Raw genomic sequence first — 13,966 nt, forward strand, 5'->3', positions numbered from 1 at the left:
TGACCCCATGCCGAACTCAGAAGTGAAACGCCGTAGCGCCGATGGTAGTGTGGGGTCTCCCCATGCGAGAGTAGGGAACTGCCAGGCATCAAATTAAGCACGAGGCCATCCGTAAGGATGGCCTTTTTGCTATGCGGAAAAGCTTAGCCACATGCTATGCAGAAATATTGGCCCTTTGTTCATAATTCTCTCTGTTATAGGCGATTAGCTAGCTCGCTCCTCAAAAAAAACAGCTCGATATTTATTCTCTGTTTTATTAATAGCCAAAAGTAGGCTGCTTCGGGCAGTAAAAAGCCACCATCTAAGGTGGCTTTTGGTCATAATACATTAACAAAAGACTATGTTCACAACGATATTATTCTTTAATGCTGCACGCCTTGCGAAATACCCACCCCCGTTTGAGAGCGAACAAATTGCGAGAAGAATCGGGCGCGTTCTTGTTTCCCTTGTTCCGAATGATCGGTAATAGAGAATAGCCAGGTACCAACAAAAGCAACGATCATAGAGAAGAGCGCTGGATACTCATAAGGGTAAATTGGAGCCGCGTGTCCCAAAATCTGTACCCAAATTGTCGGACCCAGAATCATCAGGATAACGGCCGTCAGCAGCCCCAGCCAGCCGCCAATCATGGCACCCCGGGTGGTCAGCTTAGCCCAGTACATGGACAGAATAATAATAGGGAAATTACAGCTCGCTGCGATGGAGAACGCTAACCCTACCATAAAGGCAATATTTTGCTTTTCAAACAGAATACCTAATCCAATAGCGACGATACCCAAAATCACGACTGTAATTTTTGAAACCCGAAGCTCATCGTGCTCGGTTGCTTTGCCTGCTTTAATCACACTGGCATAGAGATCATGTGAGACGGCAGATGCGCCGGCTAGCGTCAGTCCTGCGACAACGGCCAGGATAGTGGCAAAAGCGACAGCCGAGATAAAGCCCAGGAAGAAATTACCCCCGACGGCATTGGCCAGATGAATAGCTGCCATATTCGTACCGCCAAGCAGGGCACCGGTCGCGTCTTTGAATGCGGGATTACTGCCGACTAAGAAAATAGCCCCGAAACCGATAATAAAGGTCAAAATATAGAAATAACCGATAAACCCGGTGGCATAAAATACACTTTTGCGTGCTTCTTTCGCATCATGGACGGTAAAAAAGCGCATCAGGATATGGGGTAAGCCGGCAGTACCAAACATTAAGGCCAGGCCCAGTGACAAGGCTGAAATAGGGTCAGACACTAAGCCACCTGGGCTCATGATGGCAATCCCTTTGGGGTGAACCTTAATTGCCTCAGTGAAAAGAGTATTGAAGTTAAACCCTACCGATTGCATCACCATCAGGGCCATAAAGCTGGCACCGGCCAGAAGCAAGACGGCTTTAATAATCTGCACCCAGGTTGTGGCAAGCATGCCGCCAAAGAGTACATACATCACCATTAATATGCCGACCAGTATTACAGCGACATGATAATTCAGGCCAAACAGCAGTTGGATTAACTTCCCGGCCCCCACCATCTGGGCAATTAAATAGAGCGCCACCACGACCAGCGAGCCGCAAGCGGAAAGGGTACGGATAGGTTTCTGCTGGAGCCGGTATGAAGCGACATCAGCAAACGTATAACGTCCCAGGTTACGCAGGCGTTCCGCGATTAAAAACAGAATAATTGGCCAGCCAATCAGAAACCCAATGGAGTAGATCAGGCCATCATAACCCGAGGTATACACCAGCGCTGAGATCCCCAGGAAGGATGCGGCCGACATAAAATCACCGGCGATAGCCAGACCGTTCTGGAATCCGGTAATCCGGCCACCGGCGGTGTAATAGTCCTGACGGGAGCGTGTGCGTTTGGATGCCCAGTAAGTAATATAGAGCGTTGCCCCAACAAACAGCACAAACATGATAATCGCCTGAATATTCAGGGGCTGGCGCTGTACTTCACCTGCTACCCGTGCAGTGGCGAGTGAAGGCAGGGCTGACAACGTCAGCAATATTAACAGCCGGATGTTCATAGCTTCACCTCACGCACAATTTCATGAGTCAGGCGGTCAAACTCGCCATTGGCACGGTAAACGTAGATCCCAGTGAGCACAAAAGAGATAACAATCAGGCCAATGCCGACCGGAATGCCGCGGGTTATCACGGTATCCTCAGAAAGCGGCGTACCCAGCCATTGCGGATCAAAAGCAATCAGTAAAATAAAGCAGACATACAGCGCCAGCGTGATAAGCGAAAGCAGCCAGGCAAAGTGGCCGCGTTTTTGCACTAATTCCCTGAAGCGCGGGTTCTTTTCAATCCCTTGATAAGTAGCATCATTCATCGCAATCTCCTGTGAGGCATTGAGTGAGAACACCGCGCTCAGGCGGTGTAAATTACGGTGTGACGTTCATTGATTGTTTTTCTTCCAACAGCTTCTCAACAACACCAGGATCGGCAAGGGTCGAGGTGTCGCCAAGATTTGCGGTATCCCCGGCGGCAATTTTGCGTAATATGCGACGCATAATTTTGCCGGAACGGGTTTTCGGTAACGAATCTGTCCAGTGCAGAATATCGGGCGTAGCGATAGACCCTATCTCTTTACGTACCCAATTACGCACCTCGGTATAGAGCTCAGGCGTCGGCTCTTCGCCATGGTTCAGGGTGACATAGGCGTAAATGGCCTGGCCTTTGATGTTATGAGGGATCCCCACCACGGCCGCTTCCGCGATTTTCGGATGGGACACCAGTGCGGACTCAATTTCTGCTGTCCCGAGACGGTGGCCGGAAATATTCAGTACGTCATCAACCCGGCCGGTGATCCAGTAATAACCATCCTCATCCCGGCGGGCGCCATCGCCGCTGAAGTACATATTTTTAAATGTAGAAAAGTAGGTCTGCTCGAAACGGTCATGATCGCCATACAGTGTGCGGGCCTGGCCCGGCCAGGAATCGGTGATCACCAGGTTACCTTCACAGGCACCAGATTGCGGGTTACCTTCGTTATCCACTAATGCAGGCTGAACACCAAAGAATGGGCGGGTTGCTGAGCCGGCTTTCAATTCTGTTGCGCCCGGCAGGGGAGTAATCATGAAGCCGCCGGTTTCGGTCTGCCACCAGGTATCGACGATTGGGCAGTTATCGTTACCGATTTTATGGTAATACCATTCCCAGGCTTCCGGGTTAATCGGCTCGCCGACCGATCCCATAATGCGAAGCGACGTGCGCGAAGTGCCTTCGATAGCCTTATCGCCTTCCGCCATTAAGGCCCGGATGGCCGTAGGCGCGGTGTAGAGAATATTGACCTGATGTTTATCAACCACCTGTGCCAGACGATTAACCGTCGGGTAATTTGGTACGCCTTCAAACATCAGCGTAACGGCACCACAAGCCAGCGGGCCATACAGCAGATAGCTGTGGCCGGTCACCCAGCCGACGTCTGCTGTACACCAGTAAACGTCACCTGGGTGGTAATCAAATACATATTTAAAAGTCAGGGCCGCATACACCAGGTACCCGCCAGTGGTGTGCAATACCCCTTTGGGTTTGCCGGTAGAGCCGGAGGTATACAGGATAAACAGCGGATCTTCTGCCTGCATCTCCTCCGCCGGGCAGGTATCCGGGAGATCGGCAATCACCTCATGCCACCAGAGATCGCGCCCCGCTTGCCACTCGCCCTGTTTGCCGGTACGGCGCAGGACAATACTGTGGGTAATGGAGGTCACGCCTGGATTCTTCAGTGCATCATCCACATTTTTCTTTAATGGAATCGTGCGCCCGGCGCGCAGCCCTTCGTCAGCGGTGATCACCAGTTTGGCATTGGAATCGATAATGCGCCCGGCAACGGCATCCGGAGAGAACCCACCAAAGATCACGGAGTGCACGGCGCCAATTCGGGCGCACGCCAGCATAGCGACTGCCGCTTCCGGCACCATCGGCATATAGATGGCAACCACATCCCCTTTAGTAATGCCTAACTTCTTCAGCGCATTAGCGAAGCGGCACACATCCTGATGTAACTCACGATAGGTCAGGGTCTTGCCCGCTTCCTGCGGATCATCTGCTTCCCAGATGATGGCTGTCTGGTCGCCTCGTTCTGCCAGATGGCGATCCAGGCAATTCGCAGCAAGATTCAGCGTACCGTCTTCAAACCAGCGAATGTCGACATTACCTGGTGCAAAGGAAGTATTTTTGATTTTGCTGTAAGGCTTTATCCATTCGACAATTTTGCCGTGCTCGGCCCAAAAGGCCTCCGGATCTTCAACAGATTGTTGATAATACTGCTGATACTGTTCTGGATTAATCAGGGCATGTTCTGCAATAGCGGCAGGAATCGGGTGCTTGTGAATCTGGCTCATCGTCATTTCTCCTTGAAGTTGTTAATAGTATGTCAAACATAAGTTAATTGTAGTTTGCCTTGGTTCTTTGTTCGCTTTTTGGGCGACAGATCACGCAACACGTAACTTCTTATGAAATAGCTGAGAAATTAATCACTTCTGGAGAAAAAAGCCGCATTCTCCTCAGGTGGAAAAGGGTGATAAAACGGGGTGCATTCGCTTCAAAAAGAGAAGAAATAGCGCATAAAAGCAGATAACAGGCAGAGAAAGGTGAAATCCCTTTTATTAGGCAGCGGCCTATCATTTATATAGGCAGACATGAGAAAGCGCTGCGCAATGTTTTTGCGCTGGCGTCCGCACTGCGTTGAAATAGGTAAACCGGCACAGTAATAGAAGGGGCTTATTGCCTGATAATGGGATGAAGAAAGGGGAGGCAATTATTTAACACAACGATAAAGCAGGAAAAGCATCAGGATAAAACAGAAAGATCCTATTCCCCTGTTAAAAAAGCGGTCTATCAGGCGCGTTAATTATTAACAAAGTATAAACATAACATTGGCTAGCACTGAATAATAATTAACCAAAAGGCCAAATTTTTTCACCAACGATTTTAAGCTTTTATCTTATAAAATTGGTGATTGTGACAAAATTAATACAAGAAATAACAAAAACTTATGGCTCAACCATTTATACATAGGTTTTATATATGGTTATTCTGCACAAATTGCATACAAAATCAGCGCTTGCAGTCAGGCGGCGCAAAATGATACTGATTTACCCGGCTTGCATCTGACGGGAAGCTGCAATGCTCATCTCATTAACTATAGCCCGTATGTAATGATTAAGTACTCTTTTCCCCTTATTAAAAGGAGAAAGGAGGCTTTGAGGACTTTTTCGGTATGAGAAGTGTTAAAATCAGCCTCGCCTGGCAAATCCTGATCGCATTAGTATTAGGTATTATCGTTGGTGCTGTATTACATAACCAGACAGAATCAAAAGAGTGGTTAATTGATAATTTTCTTAATCCAGCCGGGAATATCTTTATCCGTCTGATTAAAATGATTGTCGTGCCTATTGTTATCTCCACCCTGATAGTGGGTATTGCCGGTGTAGGAGATGCCAAAAAGCTGGGCCGCATCGGATTGAAAACCATTATATATTTTGAAGTGGTCACCACGATTGCTATTGTGGTGGGAATTACACTGGCTAATGTTTTTCAACCCGGTCACGGTATCGATATGTCGACGCTGGCTGTGGTCGATATTTCACAATATGAGAAAACAACTGAAACAGTGCAAACCGGCGGCCATAGCCTGGTGAACACTATCCTGTCGCTAATTCCGTCGAACATCTTCGCTTCGATGGTAAAAGGCGACATGTTGCCGATCATTTTCTTCTCGGTACTGTTTGGGCTGGGGCTCTCTTCCCTGCCGGCAGAGACCAAAGAGCCGCTGCTGAAAGTATTTAAAGCCGTCTCGGAGAGCATGTTCAAAGTTACCAACATGATCATGCGTTATGCGCCGATTGGGGTATTTGGCCTGATTGCGGTAACGGTCGCGAACTTTGGTTTTGCGTCATTATTGCCGCTCGCCAAACTGATGCTGCTGGTGTACTTCGCGATTGTGTTCTTTGCGCTGGTGATTCTGGGCGGTATTGCCCGTCTGTGTAAACTGCGCATTATGACGTTAATCCGCATTTTGAAAGATGAGCTGATCCTCTCCTATTCTACCTCCAGTTCGGAAACCGTTCTGCCGCGTATTATTGAGAAAATGGAAGCCTATGGCGCGCCAAAAGCGATTACCAGCTTTGTGGTGCCGACCGGGTATTCCTTTAACCTGGATGGGTCCACGCTCTATCAAAGTATCGCCGCCATCTTTATTGCGCAGCTCTACGGCATTGACTTGTCGCTGAGCCAGGAGATCATTCTGGTGCTGACGCTGATGGTGACCTCAAAAGGGATCGCGGGCGTGCCGGGTGTCTCCTTTGTGGTACTGCTGGCCACACTCGGCAGTGCAGGCATTCCGTTGGAGGGCCTGGCCTTTATTGCCGGCGTTGACCGCCTGCTGGACATGGCGCGTACCGCACTGAACGTGGTGGGCAACGCCCTGGCGGTGCTGGTAATTGCGAAATGGGAAAAACAGTTCGACGAGAAAAAAGCCGCCCGTTACGAAAAGCGGATGCTGATAGAAAAAGCGCGTGAGCTGAAACAATCCTGATTCAGGTGACGTGAAGAAGGGGAACTGCCCAGGCAGTTCCCCTTTTTTATTGGGCGCGACAGGGGAGGTTTTGTTGCATAACTAAAGATTTTCTTACTTGCGCGCTTTCCGGCCTTTCCGTATAACGAGGCAGATCCCCTTTTTACACACTGAATCCCTATGAATAACGCGCACAGCTTGCCGGTGTTTGACGGGCATAACGACCTTTTGCTCAGCCTCTGGCTGCACCATGATGAACACCCCGGCCGGGCCTTTTTGGATGGGCCGCTGAAAGGGCATCTGGACTTACCGCGTGCACGTCTGGGTGGTTTTGCTGGTGGGCTGTTTGCGGTATTTGTCCCGCCTGCGGACTATGCCGCACAGATGAAACCCGCCACGGCTTACGCCCCGCATGATCCGCTCGGTATTACCCGGCGGCAAATCGCCATTCTGCATCAGATTGAGGCGCAATCCGCCGGTCAGGCCAGGCTCTGCCGCACGGTGCAGGAGATTGAGCAGTGTATCGAACGTGGCGTGCTGGCGATGGTGCTGCATATTGAGGGCGCAGAAGCGCTGGATGACGAACTCGCCCTGCTGGATGAATTTTATGATGCCGGGGTGCGCAGCATCGGGCCATTCTGGAACCTGCCGAACCAATTTGGTGTAGGGATCAGCGGCAGTTTCCCCGGCTCACCAGACAGCGGTGACGGGCTGACCCCGGCAGGAAAGGCGCTGCTGCGTGCCTGCAACCGCAAGCGGATCATGATTGATGTTTCGCATATGAATGAGAAAGCATTCTGGCAGACGGCGGACATCAGCGACGCGCCGCTGGTGGCTACCCATTCCAACGTTCATGCACTTTGTGCCCAGCCCCGTAACCTGACAGACAGGCAACTGACCGCAATCCGTGACAGTGACGGGCTGGTCGGGGTGAACTTCGGTAATGCCTTCTTACGCGAAGATGGGAAACGTGATGGAAACACCCCGATAACAGAAATCGTCAAACATCTGGATTACCTGATCGCTACACTGGGCGAAGACCGGGTGGCATTCGGTTCAGATTTTGACGGCATCAGCGTCCCTGACGAGCTGGGGGATGTTGCCGGGCTGCCCCGGCTGTTACAGGCGCTGGCCCAGGCGGGTTATGATCGTGAACTGATTGAAAAAATTACCCGGCGTAACTGGCTCCGGGTGCTGAAAAGCACCTGGGGCGGGTAGGTCCGGCGGATGTTGCCCGATGATAGCCACGGCGTATTAAGGGTTGATAAACCATTTACATTGGAGCAACATCAGCGCCGCTAAATGATTGCGGCCCGGCAATGCGCCGGGTTGACCTTGCCAACAGGTTTCTCCCTGCTGAATTTGACAATCCGCGTATTGTTTGCCGCAATAAGTTAAGCATTGATTGAATGCTTTTTAACACCCAGAGGATAACCACCATGTGGACTAAACCTAAATTTGTTGACCTGCGTCTCGGCCTGGAAGTGACTCTGTACATCTCCAACCGTTGATTCTTATGCCCACGGCCTGGCTGTGGGCATCTTCTTTCTTTCCCTTCTCGGTCTACACATGCAGATTAAAGTTCTCGGTTCTGCGGCAGGCGGCGGCTTTCCGCAATGGAACTGCAATTGCCGGAATTGCCAGGGTGTACGTGAGGGCACGCTTAATGCGTCCCGCCGTACGCAATCCTCTATTGCCGTCAGCGACAACGGCAAAGAGTGGGTGCTGTGCAATGTCTCGCCTGACATCTGTCACCAGCTCGCGGCCACGCCCGAACTCAATAAGCCTGAAGTGCTGCGCGGTACCGGCATCGGCGCGATTATCCTGACCGACAGCCAGATTGACCACTGTGCCGGCCTGCTCAACCTGCGTGAAGGTTGCCCGCACCATGTCTGGTGTACGCCGGAAGTGCACGACGATCTCACCACCGGCTTCCCGGTGTTCACCATGCTTTCCCACTGGAATGGCGGCCTGATTCACCACGGTGTTACCCCGCATGAGGCGTTCACCACATCCGCGTGCCCGGCGATCCGCTTTACCGCCATCCCGCTGCTGAGCAACGCGCCGCCCTATTCACAATACCGTGGTAAACCGCTGCCCGGCCATAACGTGGCCCTGTTCATTGAAGACACCGCCAGCGGCCGTACGCTGCTCTACGCCCCAGGCCTGGGCGAGCCGGATGAAGCGCTGCTGGGCTGGATGAAAAAAGCGGACTGCCTGCTGATTGACGGCACCCTGTGGCGTGACAATGAACTGGCAGACACCGGCGTCGGCCGTAATACCGGTAAAGATATGGGCCACCTGGCCCTGTCGGAAGAGACCGGTCTGGCAGCACTGCTGCGCACCTTGCCGGCCAAACGCAAAATCCTTATCCATATCAACAATACCAACCCGATCCTTGATGAAGATTCCGCTGAGCGCCACATGCTGACGCAGCAGGGCATTGAGGTCAGCTGGGATGGTATGACGATTGATCTTTAGGTAATGACCATGAATCCACAACAGACCTCCGCGCAACTGATGACGCCGCAAGCGTTTGAGCAGGCGCTGCGCGCCAAGGGTGCGTATTACCACATCCATCACCCTTACCATATTGCGATGCATAACGGTCAGGCGACGGTAGAACAGATCCAGGGCTGGGTTGCCAACCGGTTCTACTACCAGACCAGCATCCCGCTGAAAGATGCTGCCATCATGGCGAACTGCCCGCATCCGGAAACGCGCCGCAAATGGGTACAGCGCATTCTCGACCATGACGGCAGTCAGGGGCAGGAAGGGGGCATTGAGGCGTGGTTACGTCTGGGTGAAGCCGTGGGCCTGAAACGCGAGGTGCTGTTATCGGAAGAGCGGGTTCTGCCCGGCGTGCGCTTTGCCGTGGATGCCTATGTTAACTTCGCGCGCCGCGCCAACTGGCAGGAAGCCGCGTGCAGCTCGCTCACCGAGCTGTTCGCGCCGCAGATCCACCAGTCGCGCCTCGACAGCTGGCCGCAGCACTATAAATGGATCGAAGCCGAAGGTTACGGCTATTTCCGTGGCCGCCTGAGCCAGGCCAACCGCGATGTCGAACATGGTCTGGCGCTGGCGCTGGAATATTGCGACACCGTGGAGAAACAGCAACGCATGCTGGAAATCCTGCAATTCAAGCTGGATATCCTCTGGAGTATGCTGGACGCCATGACCATGGCCTACGCGCTGGATCGCCCGCCTTATCACACCGTGACGCAGCAAGCCGTGTGGCACACAGAGAGACTCGTATGATTGAGATTAACCTGCAGAGCACCCCGGTTTTCCGCCGTGGGTATCGGCTGCAATGGGAAAAAGTGCAGGATTGCCATGTGATCCTCTACCCCGAAGGCATGGCGAAGCTTAATGAGAGCGCCACCGCCATTTTGCAGCTGGTGGACGGCAAACAGACCGTCGCCGAGATTATTGCCGCGTTGGACGCGCGTTTTCCTGATGCCGGCGGAGTAGGTGAAGATGTGAAGGAGTTCTTCATCAGCGCCTATGAACAAAAGTGGATCATGTTCCGTGAGTGAGTCCAAACCACAGGTCAACCCGCCGCTCTGGTTGCTGGCGGAGCTGACATACCGTTGTCCGCTGCAATGCCCGTACTGCTCCAACCCGATCGATTTCGCGAAGCAGGAAAAAGAGCTGACCACCGAACAGTGGATTGAGGTATTCCGTCAGGCGCGCGAGCTGGGCAGTGTGCAGCTTGGGTTCTCCGGCGGCGAACCGCTGGTACGCAAAGATCTGCCGGAGCTGATCAAGGCCGCGCATGATATGGGGTTCTATACCAACCTCATTACCTCAGGCATCGGCCTGACCGAGAAGAAGCTGACGGCGTTCAGTGACGCCGGGCTGGACCATATCCAGATCAGCTTCCAGGCCAGCGATGAAACGCTGAATGCCGCGCTGGCCGGTTCACAAAAAGCGTTCCAGCAAAAGCTTGAGATGGCGAAAGCGGTGAAAGCGCAGGGCTACCCGATGGTGCTCAACTTTGTACTGCACCGGCATAACATCGACCAGCTCGACCGCATCATTGAGCTTTGCATTGAACTGGAAGCGGATGATGTGGAACTGGCGACCTGCCAGTTCTACGGCTGGGCGCACCTGAACCGCGAAGGGCTGCTGCCGACGCGTGAACAGATTGCGCGGGCAGAGGCGACGGTGCAGGTGTACCGCGAGCGCATGGCCGCCAGCGGCAATCTGGCGAATCTGCTGTTCGTCACGCCGGATTATTACGAAGAGCGCCCGAAAGGCTGCATGGGCGGCTGGGGGGCCATTTTCCTCAGCGTCACGCCGGAAGGCGATGCCCTGCCGTGCCACAGCGCCCGCCAGTTGCCGGTAAAATTCCCGTCGGTGCTGGAACATAGCCTGGAGCACATCTGGTATGACTCTTTTGGCTTCAACCGCTACCGTGGCTATGACTGGATGCCGGAACCGTGCCGTTCCTGCCCGGAGAAAGAGAAAGATTACGGCGGTTGCCGTTGCCAGGCGTACATGCTGACCGGCAACGCGGATAACGCCGATCCGGTCTGCTCCAAATCACCGCATCACGGCAAAATCCTGGCGGCGCGCGAAGAGGCCAACTGCACCACGATGAAGATCGATCAGCTGACCTTCCGCAACCGCGCCAACTCCCAGCTGATCTTCAAGGTCTGACCCACGGATGCCTCAGGAGCGCGCGACGCTGCACCTGCCGAATGGCTTGCAGGTTCATCTGATCTGCCGGCCGAAGGCGACCCGCGCGGCGGCACTGGTGCAGGTCGGCGTCGGCAGCCACAATGAACCCGAGGCGTGGCCGGGGCTGGCGCATTTGCTGGAACATCTGCTGTTTGCCGGCAGCGAGGGCTTTCAGGGGGCCGACCGGCTGATGGCCTGGGTGCAGGCCACGGGCGGGCAGGTCAACGCCACCACGCTGGCGACCGCCACGGCCTTTTTCTTTGAGGCAAGTGCGCAGCAGTTTGAACCGGGGCTGGCGCGGCTGGTGGATATGCTGGCCTCGCCGTTGCTGACGCCGGAGGCGCAGCAGCAGGAAACGGCGATCATTGACGCCGAATACCGCCTGCTGCGCACCCATGCAGAGACGCTGCGCGCCGCCGCCCTGATGCAGACCCTCCAGGGGCCGCCCGGCCTGCACCGTTTTCACGTCGGCAGCCTGGCGAGCTTCGGCCCGGATCCCGATGCCTTACAACAGGCGCTGAGGGAGTACCATCACCGCTTTTATCACGCTGCGAACATGACGCTGTGGCTGCAAGGCCCCTTCACCTCTGCCGAACTGTCCCACCTTGCGCACCGCTATGGTGAACAGCTGCCCGCCTCGGGGCAACCGCATTTCCCGGCGGTACACCCGGTGACGTTCGCCGGGCGGCGAAATCTGGCGGTTAAGGTTCATGGTGTGCCACAGCTGCAACTGGCGTTTCTGTTGCCTCCGACAGTGCCGGCGACGGCGCTAACCCTGTTGCGGCAGTGGGTGAGGGATGAGGCGGCGCAAGGGCTGCTTGCCACTCTGCGCGCCCGTGGCCTGTGTGATGAGGTACGGGTACTGATTGCCTATTGCTCCACTGAGGCATGGATGATCTCGCTGGCGTTCAGCGGCAGCGACCTGAACCCGTCAATGCATGCGGAGATCGAGGCGCTTTTTCACCAATGGCGACAGGCGCTGGTGCCGCTTTCCCATACTCACCTGCAACACTATGCGCAACTGGCACGCCGTCATGCTGACCAACAGACGCCGCTCGATCACCTGCGTGAGCAGGCGTTTGGTTTCCCGCCGGTTAGCGACGTGGACGCTGCCTTTATCACCGGCTGGCAGCAGCTGCTCGCGCACCTGACCCCAGCGCGGATGGCGCGTGTGTGGGCAGCACCGGATGTCGAAGGCGAAGCGGTGTGCATACAGGGATTCCCCCTGGTGCTGACGGCGTTTTCGCCTGCCGTACCGGCGGTGTTCAGCGCGCCGGCATGGCGCTTCCATCCGGTTGCCTATGACGATCTGCCTGCGGCGCTGCCTGTGGAAATGGTTGAGTTGCCGCATCTCCATGCGGCCGAAGGCGAGGGCATCGTACTGTTGCGCGCCGCGGCGGGCAGCGATCTTTCAGGGGGCTGGGGCCATACCGTCCGCTACGCCCTGCAGACGCTGGCGGGAGATATGGCCCACCGTGGCGGGGAACTGACCTTCGCGCGCTATCAGGGCATCTGGCTGCTGACCTGCCGGGGCGATGCGGCGACGCTTTCTTTCGCGTTGCATCACCTTACGCGCACGCTAGGGCATATACCGGAAAGCGCAAAGGGGCAGGGCGCGCGGGCCGCCAGGCAGGAGCGTGACGCCCGGCGCACTGAGATCCCGATACGGGCATTGCTGAACCAGTTGCCGCACGCGCTGACGGCCCACGCGGATAATCAGGGTGCACTCCCCACGCACTGGGCAGCATGCCTCTACGGCGGCGACCCGGCATTGCATCACCGGCTTTCCCACCTGCTGTCGGCGTTTCCCGGCACGGTCAATGCGCCCTCTGCGCTTACCCCGCCCTCAGAACCGGCATGCAGGGAATGGGCCCTTACCTCTGACAGCCACGACCATGCGCTGTTGCTCTTTTGCCCGCTGCGCGACGTCACCGCCACAGCGCTGGCCGCCTGGCGACTGTTGGCGATGTTTTACGAACCGCGTTTCTTCCAGCGGTTACGGGTCGAGATGAATATCGGCTATGTGGTGAGCTGCCGTTTCCACCACAGCGCCGACCGGCAGGGCATCCTGTTTGCCCTGCAATCCCCGCACCTGACCGCCGGGCAACTGCTGCGCCACACCCACGACTTTCTCGACAGCATGACCGCTGAAATTGCCGCGTTATCAACAGACGCACTGCTCACCTACCAGGATGCCTTGCTGGCGCTGCAACACCCGGCTGACAACCTTATTGACCGCGCCTGGGCAGCGTGGCAGAAGGCATCCGGACATGTACCGGTTTTACAGGACGCTGAAATCCACGGGCTTGCACTCCCGACGCTTTTGGCGTCTCACCATCAGCTTTGCCATGAGCACACCTCCTGGTGGGTGTTATCAACGGGCCAAGATAATTCCGGGGATAGAGAAAAGGCAGGCGAGTCGTAGGCGGCAATCAATAAATCACTGCTGTTCGGTAGACACCTGAGCAAGAAAGCAAAAACCCAGCCATTGGCTGGGTTTTCTGAATAATGGTGCCTGGACTCGGACAACACGCCGCAGGCGTGTTGCACAGCGCGCTTGTCGCGCTGGCCCCGGAGGGGTGAGGGCGAAGCCCGAATAATCGAACGCAGTTCGATGGAGAGCCCAGACGCAGAAAAGCAAAAACCCGCCTTTTGGGCGGGTTCTTTAAATAGTGGTGCCCGGACTCGGAATCGAACCAAGGACACGGGGATTTTCAATCCCCTGCTCTACCGACTGAGCTATCCGGGCAACGGGGCGCATTAAACCGTATT

Annotated in this window: 11 protein-coding genes, 1 tRNA gene and 1 rRNA gene; 9 read left to right on the forward strand and 4 right to left on the reverse strand. The window is 55.0% G+C overall.

What is annotated here, in order from left to right; genetic code table 11:
* Nucleotides 1-87: ribosomal RNA gene (gene rrf, locus CYR55_RS22120) — 5S ribosomal RNA — on the forward strand; the annotation flags it as partial.
* A 275-nt stretch (nucleotides 88-362) separates the two neighbouring features.
* Here rrf and actP read toward each other — a convergent pair.
* Genes actP through acs form a run of 3 tightly spaced genes read right to left on the reverse strand, consistent with a single transcriptional unit; the run spans nucleotide 363 to nucleotide 4,337 of the window.
* On the reverse strand, nucleotides 363-2,015 hold the full coding sequence (actP, locus tag CYR55_RS22125) for a cation/acetate symporter ActP (protein ID WP_101818479.1): 1,653 nt from the start codon (nucleotides 2,013-2,015) through the stop codon (nucleotides 363-365).
* Nucleotides 2,012-2,323, reverse strand: coding sequence for a DUF485 domain-containing protein (locus CYR55_RS22130; protein WP_101818480.1), 312 nt, complete (start codon nucleotides 2,321-2,323; stop codon nucleotides 2,012-2,014). Before CYR55_RS22130 ends, actP begins: the two co-directional genes overlap by 4 nt.
* Before the next feature lie 52 nt (nucleotides 2,324-2,375).
* Nucleotides 2,376-4,337 carry an acetate--CoA ligase gene (acs, locus tag CYR55_RS22135; protein WP_101818481.1) on the reverse strand — a complete coding sequence of 654 codons (1,962 nt, stop codon included), beginning with the start codon at nucleotides 4,335-4,337 and terminating at the stop codon, nucleotides 2,376-2,378.
* 878 nt (nucleotides 4,338-5,215) lie between these two features.
* On the opposite strand from acs, the gene gltP reads away from it, so the two are divergent.
* The 8 genes from gltP to pqqF all read left to right on the forward strand — a co-directional run bounded on the left by gltP (nucleotide 5,216) and on the right by pqqF (nucleotide 13,619).
* Nucleotides 5,216-6,532 (forward strand): glutamate/aspartate:proton symporter GltP, encoded by a 1,317-nt coding sequence (gltP, locus tag CYR55_RS22140; protein ID WP_101818482.1) that lies wholly within the window; start codon nucleotides 5,216-5,218, stop codon nucleotides 6,530-6,532.
* Nucleotides 6,533-6,691: 159 nt separating this feature from the next.
* Nucleotides 6,692-7,729 (forward strand): dipeptidase, encoded by a 1,038-nt coding sequence (locus CYR55_RS22145; protein ID WP_101818483.1) that lies wholly within the window; start codon nucleotides 6,692-6,694, stop codon nucleotides 7,727-7,729.
* Between the two features lie 221 nt (nucleotides 7,730-7,950).
* The gene (gene pqqA, locus CYR55_RS22150; protein ID WP_071822147.1) at nucleotides 7,951-8,022 is read left to right on the forward strand and encodes a pyrroloquinoline quinone precursor peptide PqqA; all 72 of its coding nucleotides are present in this window, start codon (nucleotides 7,951-7,953) and stop codon (nucleotides 8,020-8,022) included.
* 58 nt (nucleotides 8,023-8,080) lie between these two features.
* A complete protein-coding gene (pqqB, locus tag CYR55_RS22155; protein ID WP_101818484.1) occupies nucleotides 8,081-8,992 on the forward strand; it encodes a pyrroloquinoline quinone biosynthesis protein PqqB in 912 nt (303 codons plus the stop codon).
* 9 nt (nucleotides 8,993-9,001) lie between these two features.
* Nucleotides 9,002-9,769 carry a pyrroloquinoline-quinone synthase PqqC gene (pqqC, locus tag CYR55_RS22160; RefSeq protein WP_101818488.1) on the forward strand — a complete coding sequence of 256 codons (768 nt, stop codon included), beginning with the start codon at nucleotides 9,002-9,004 and terminating at the stop codon, nucleotides 9,767-9,769.
* Nucleotides 9,766-10,047, forward strand: coding sequence for a pyrroloquinoline quinone biosynthesis peptide chaperone PqqD (gene pqqD, locus CYR55_RS22165; protein WP_101818485.1), 282 nt, complete (start codon nucleotides 9,766-9,768; stop codon nucleotides 10,045-10,047). Before pqqC ends, pqqD begins: the two co-directional genes overlap by 4 nt.
* Nucleotides 10,040-11,173, forward strand: a complete 1,134-nt coding sequence (gene pqqE, locus CYR55_RS22170; protein WP_101818486.1) for a pyrroloquinoline quinone biosynthesis protein PqqE — start codon at nucleotides 10,040-10,042, stop codon at nucleotides 11,171-11,173. Before pqqD ends, pqqE begins: the two co-directional genes overlap by 8 nt.
* A 7-nt stretch (nucleotides 11,174-11,180) precedes the next feature.
* The gene (gene pqqF / locus CYR55_RS22175) at nucleotides 11,181-13,619 is read left to right on the forward strand and encodes a pyrroloquinoline quinone biosynthesis protein PqqF (protein WP_101818487.1); all 2,439 of its coding nucleotides are present in this window, start codon (nucleotides 11,181-11,183) and stop codon (nucleotides 13,617-13,619) included.
* A gap of 248 nt (nucleotides 13,620-13,867) precedes the next feature.
* Here the strand turns inward: pqqF and CYR55_RS22180 are convergent.
* Nucleotides 13,868-13,943 (reverse strand) — tRNA-Phe (locus CYR55_RS22180).
* Between the last annotated feature and the right edge of the window lie 23 nt (nucleotides 13,944-13,966).

This window comes from Chimaeribacter californicus (assembly GCF_002858675.1).
In the GTDB taxonomy this organism is placed as follows: Bacteria; Pseudomonadota; Gammaproteobacteria; order Enterobacterales; family Enterobacteriaceae; genus Chimaeribacter; species Chimaeribacter californicus.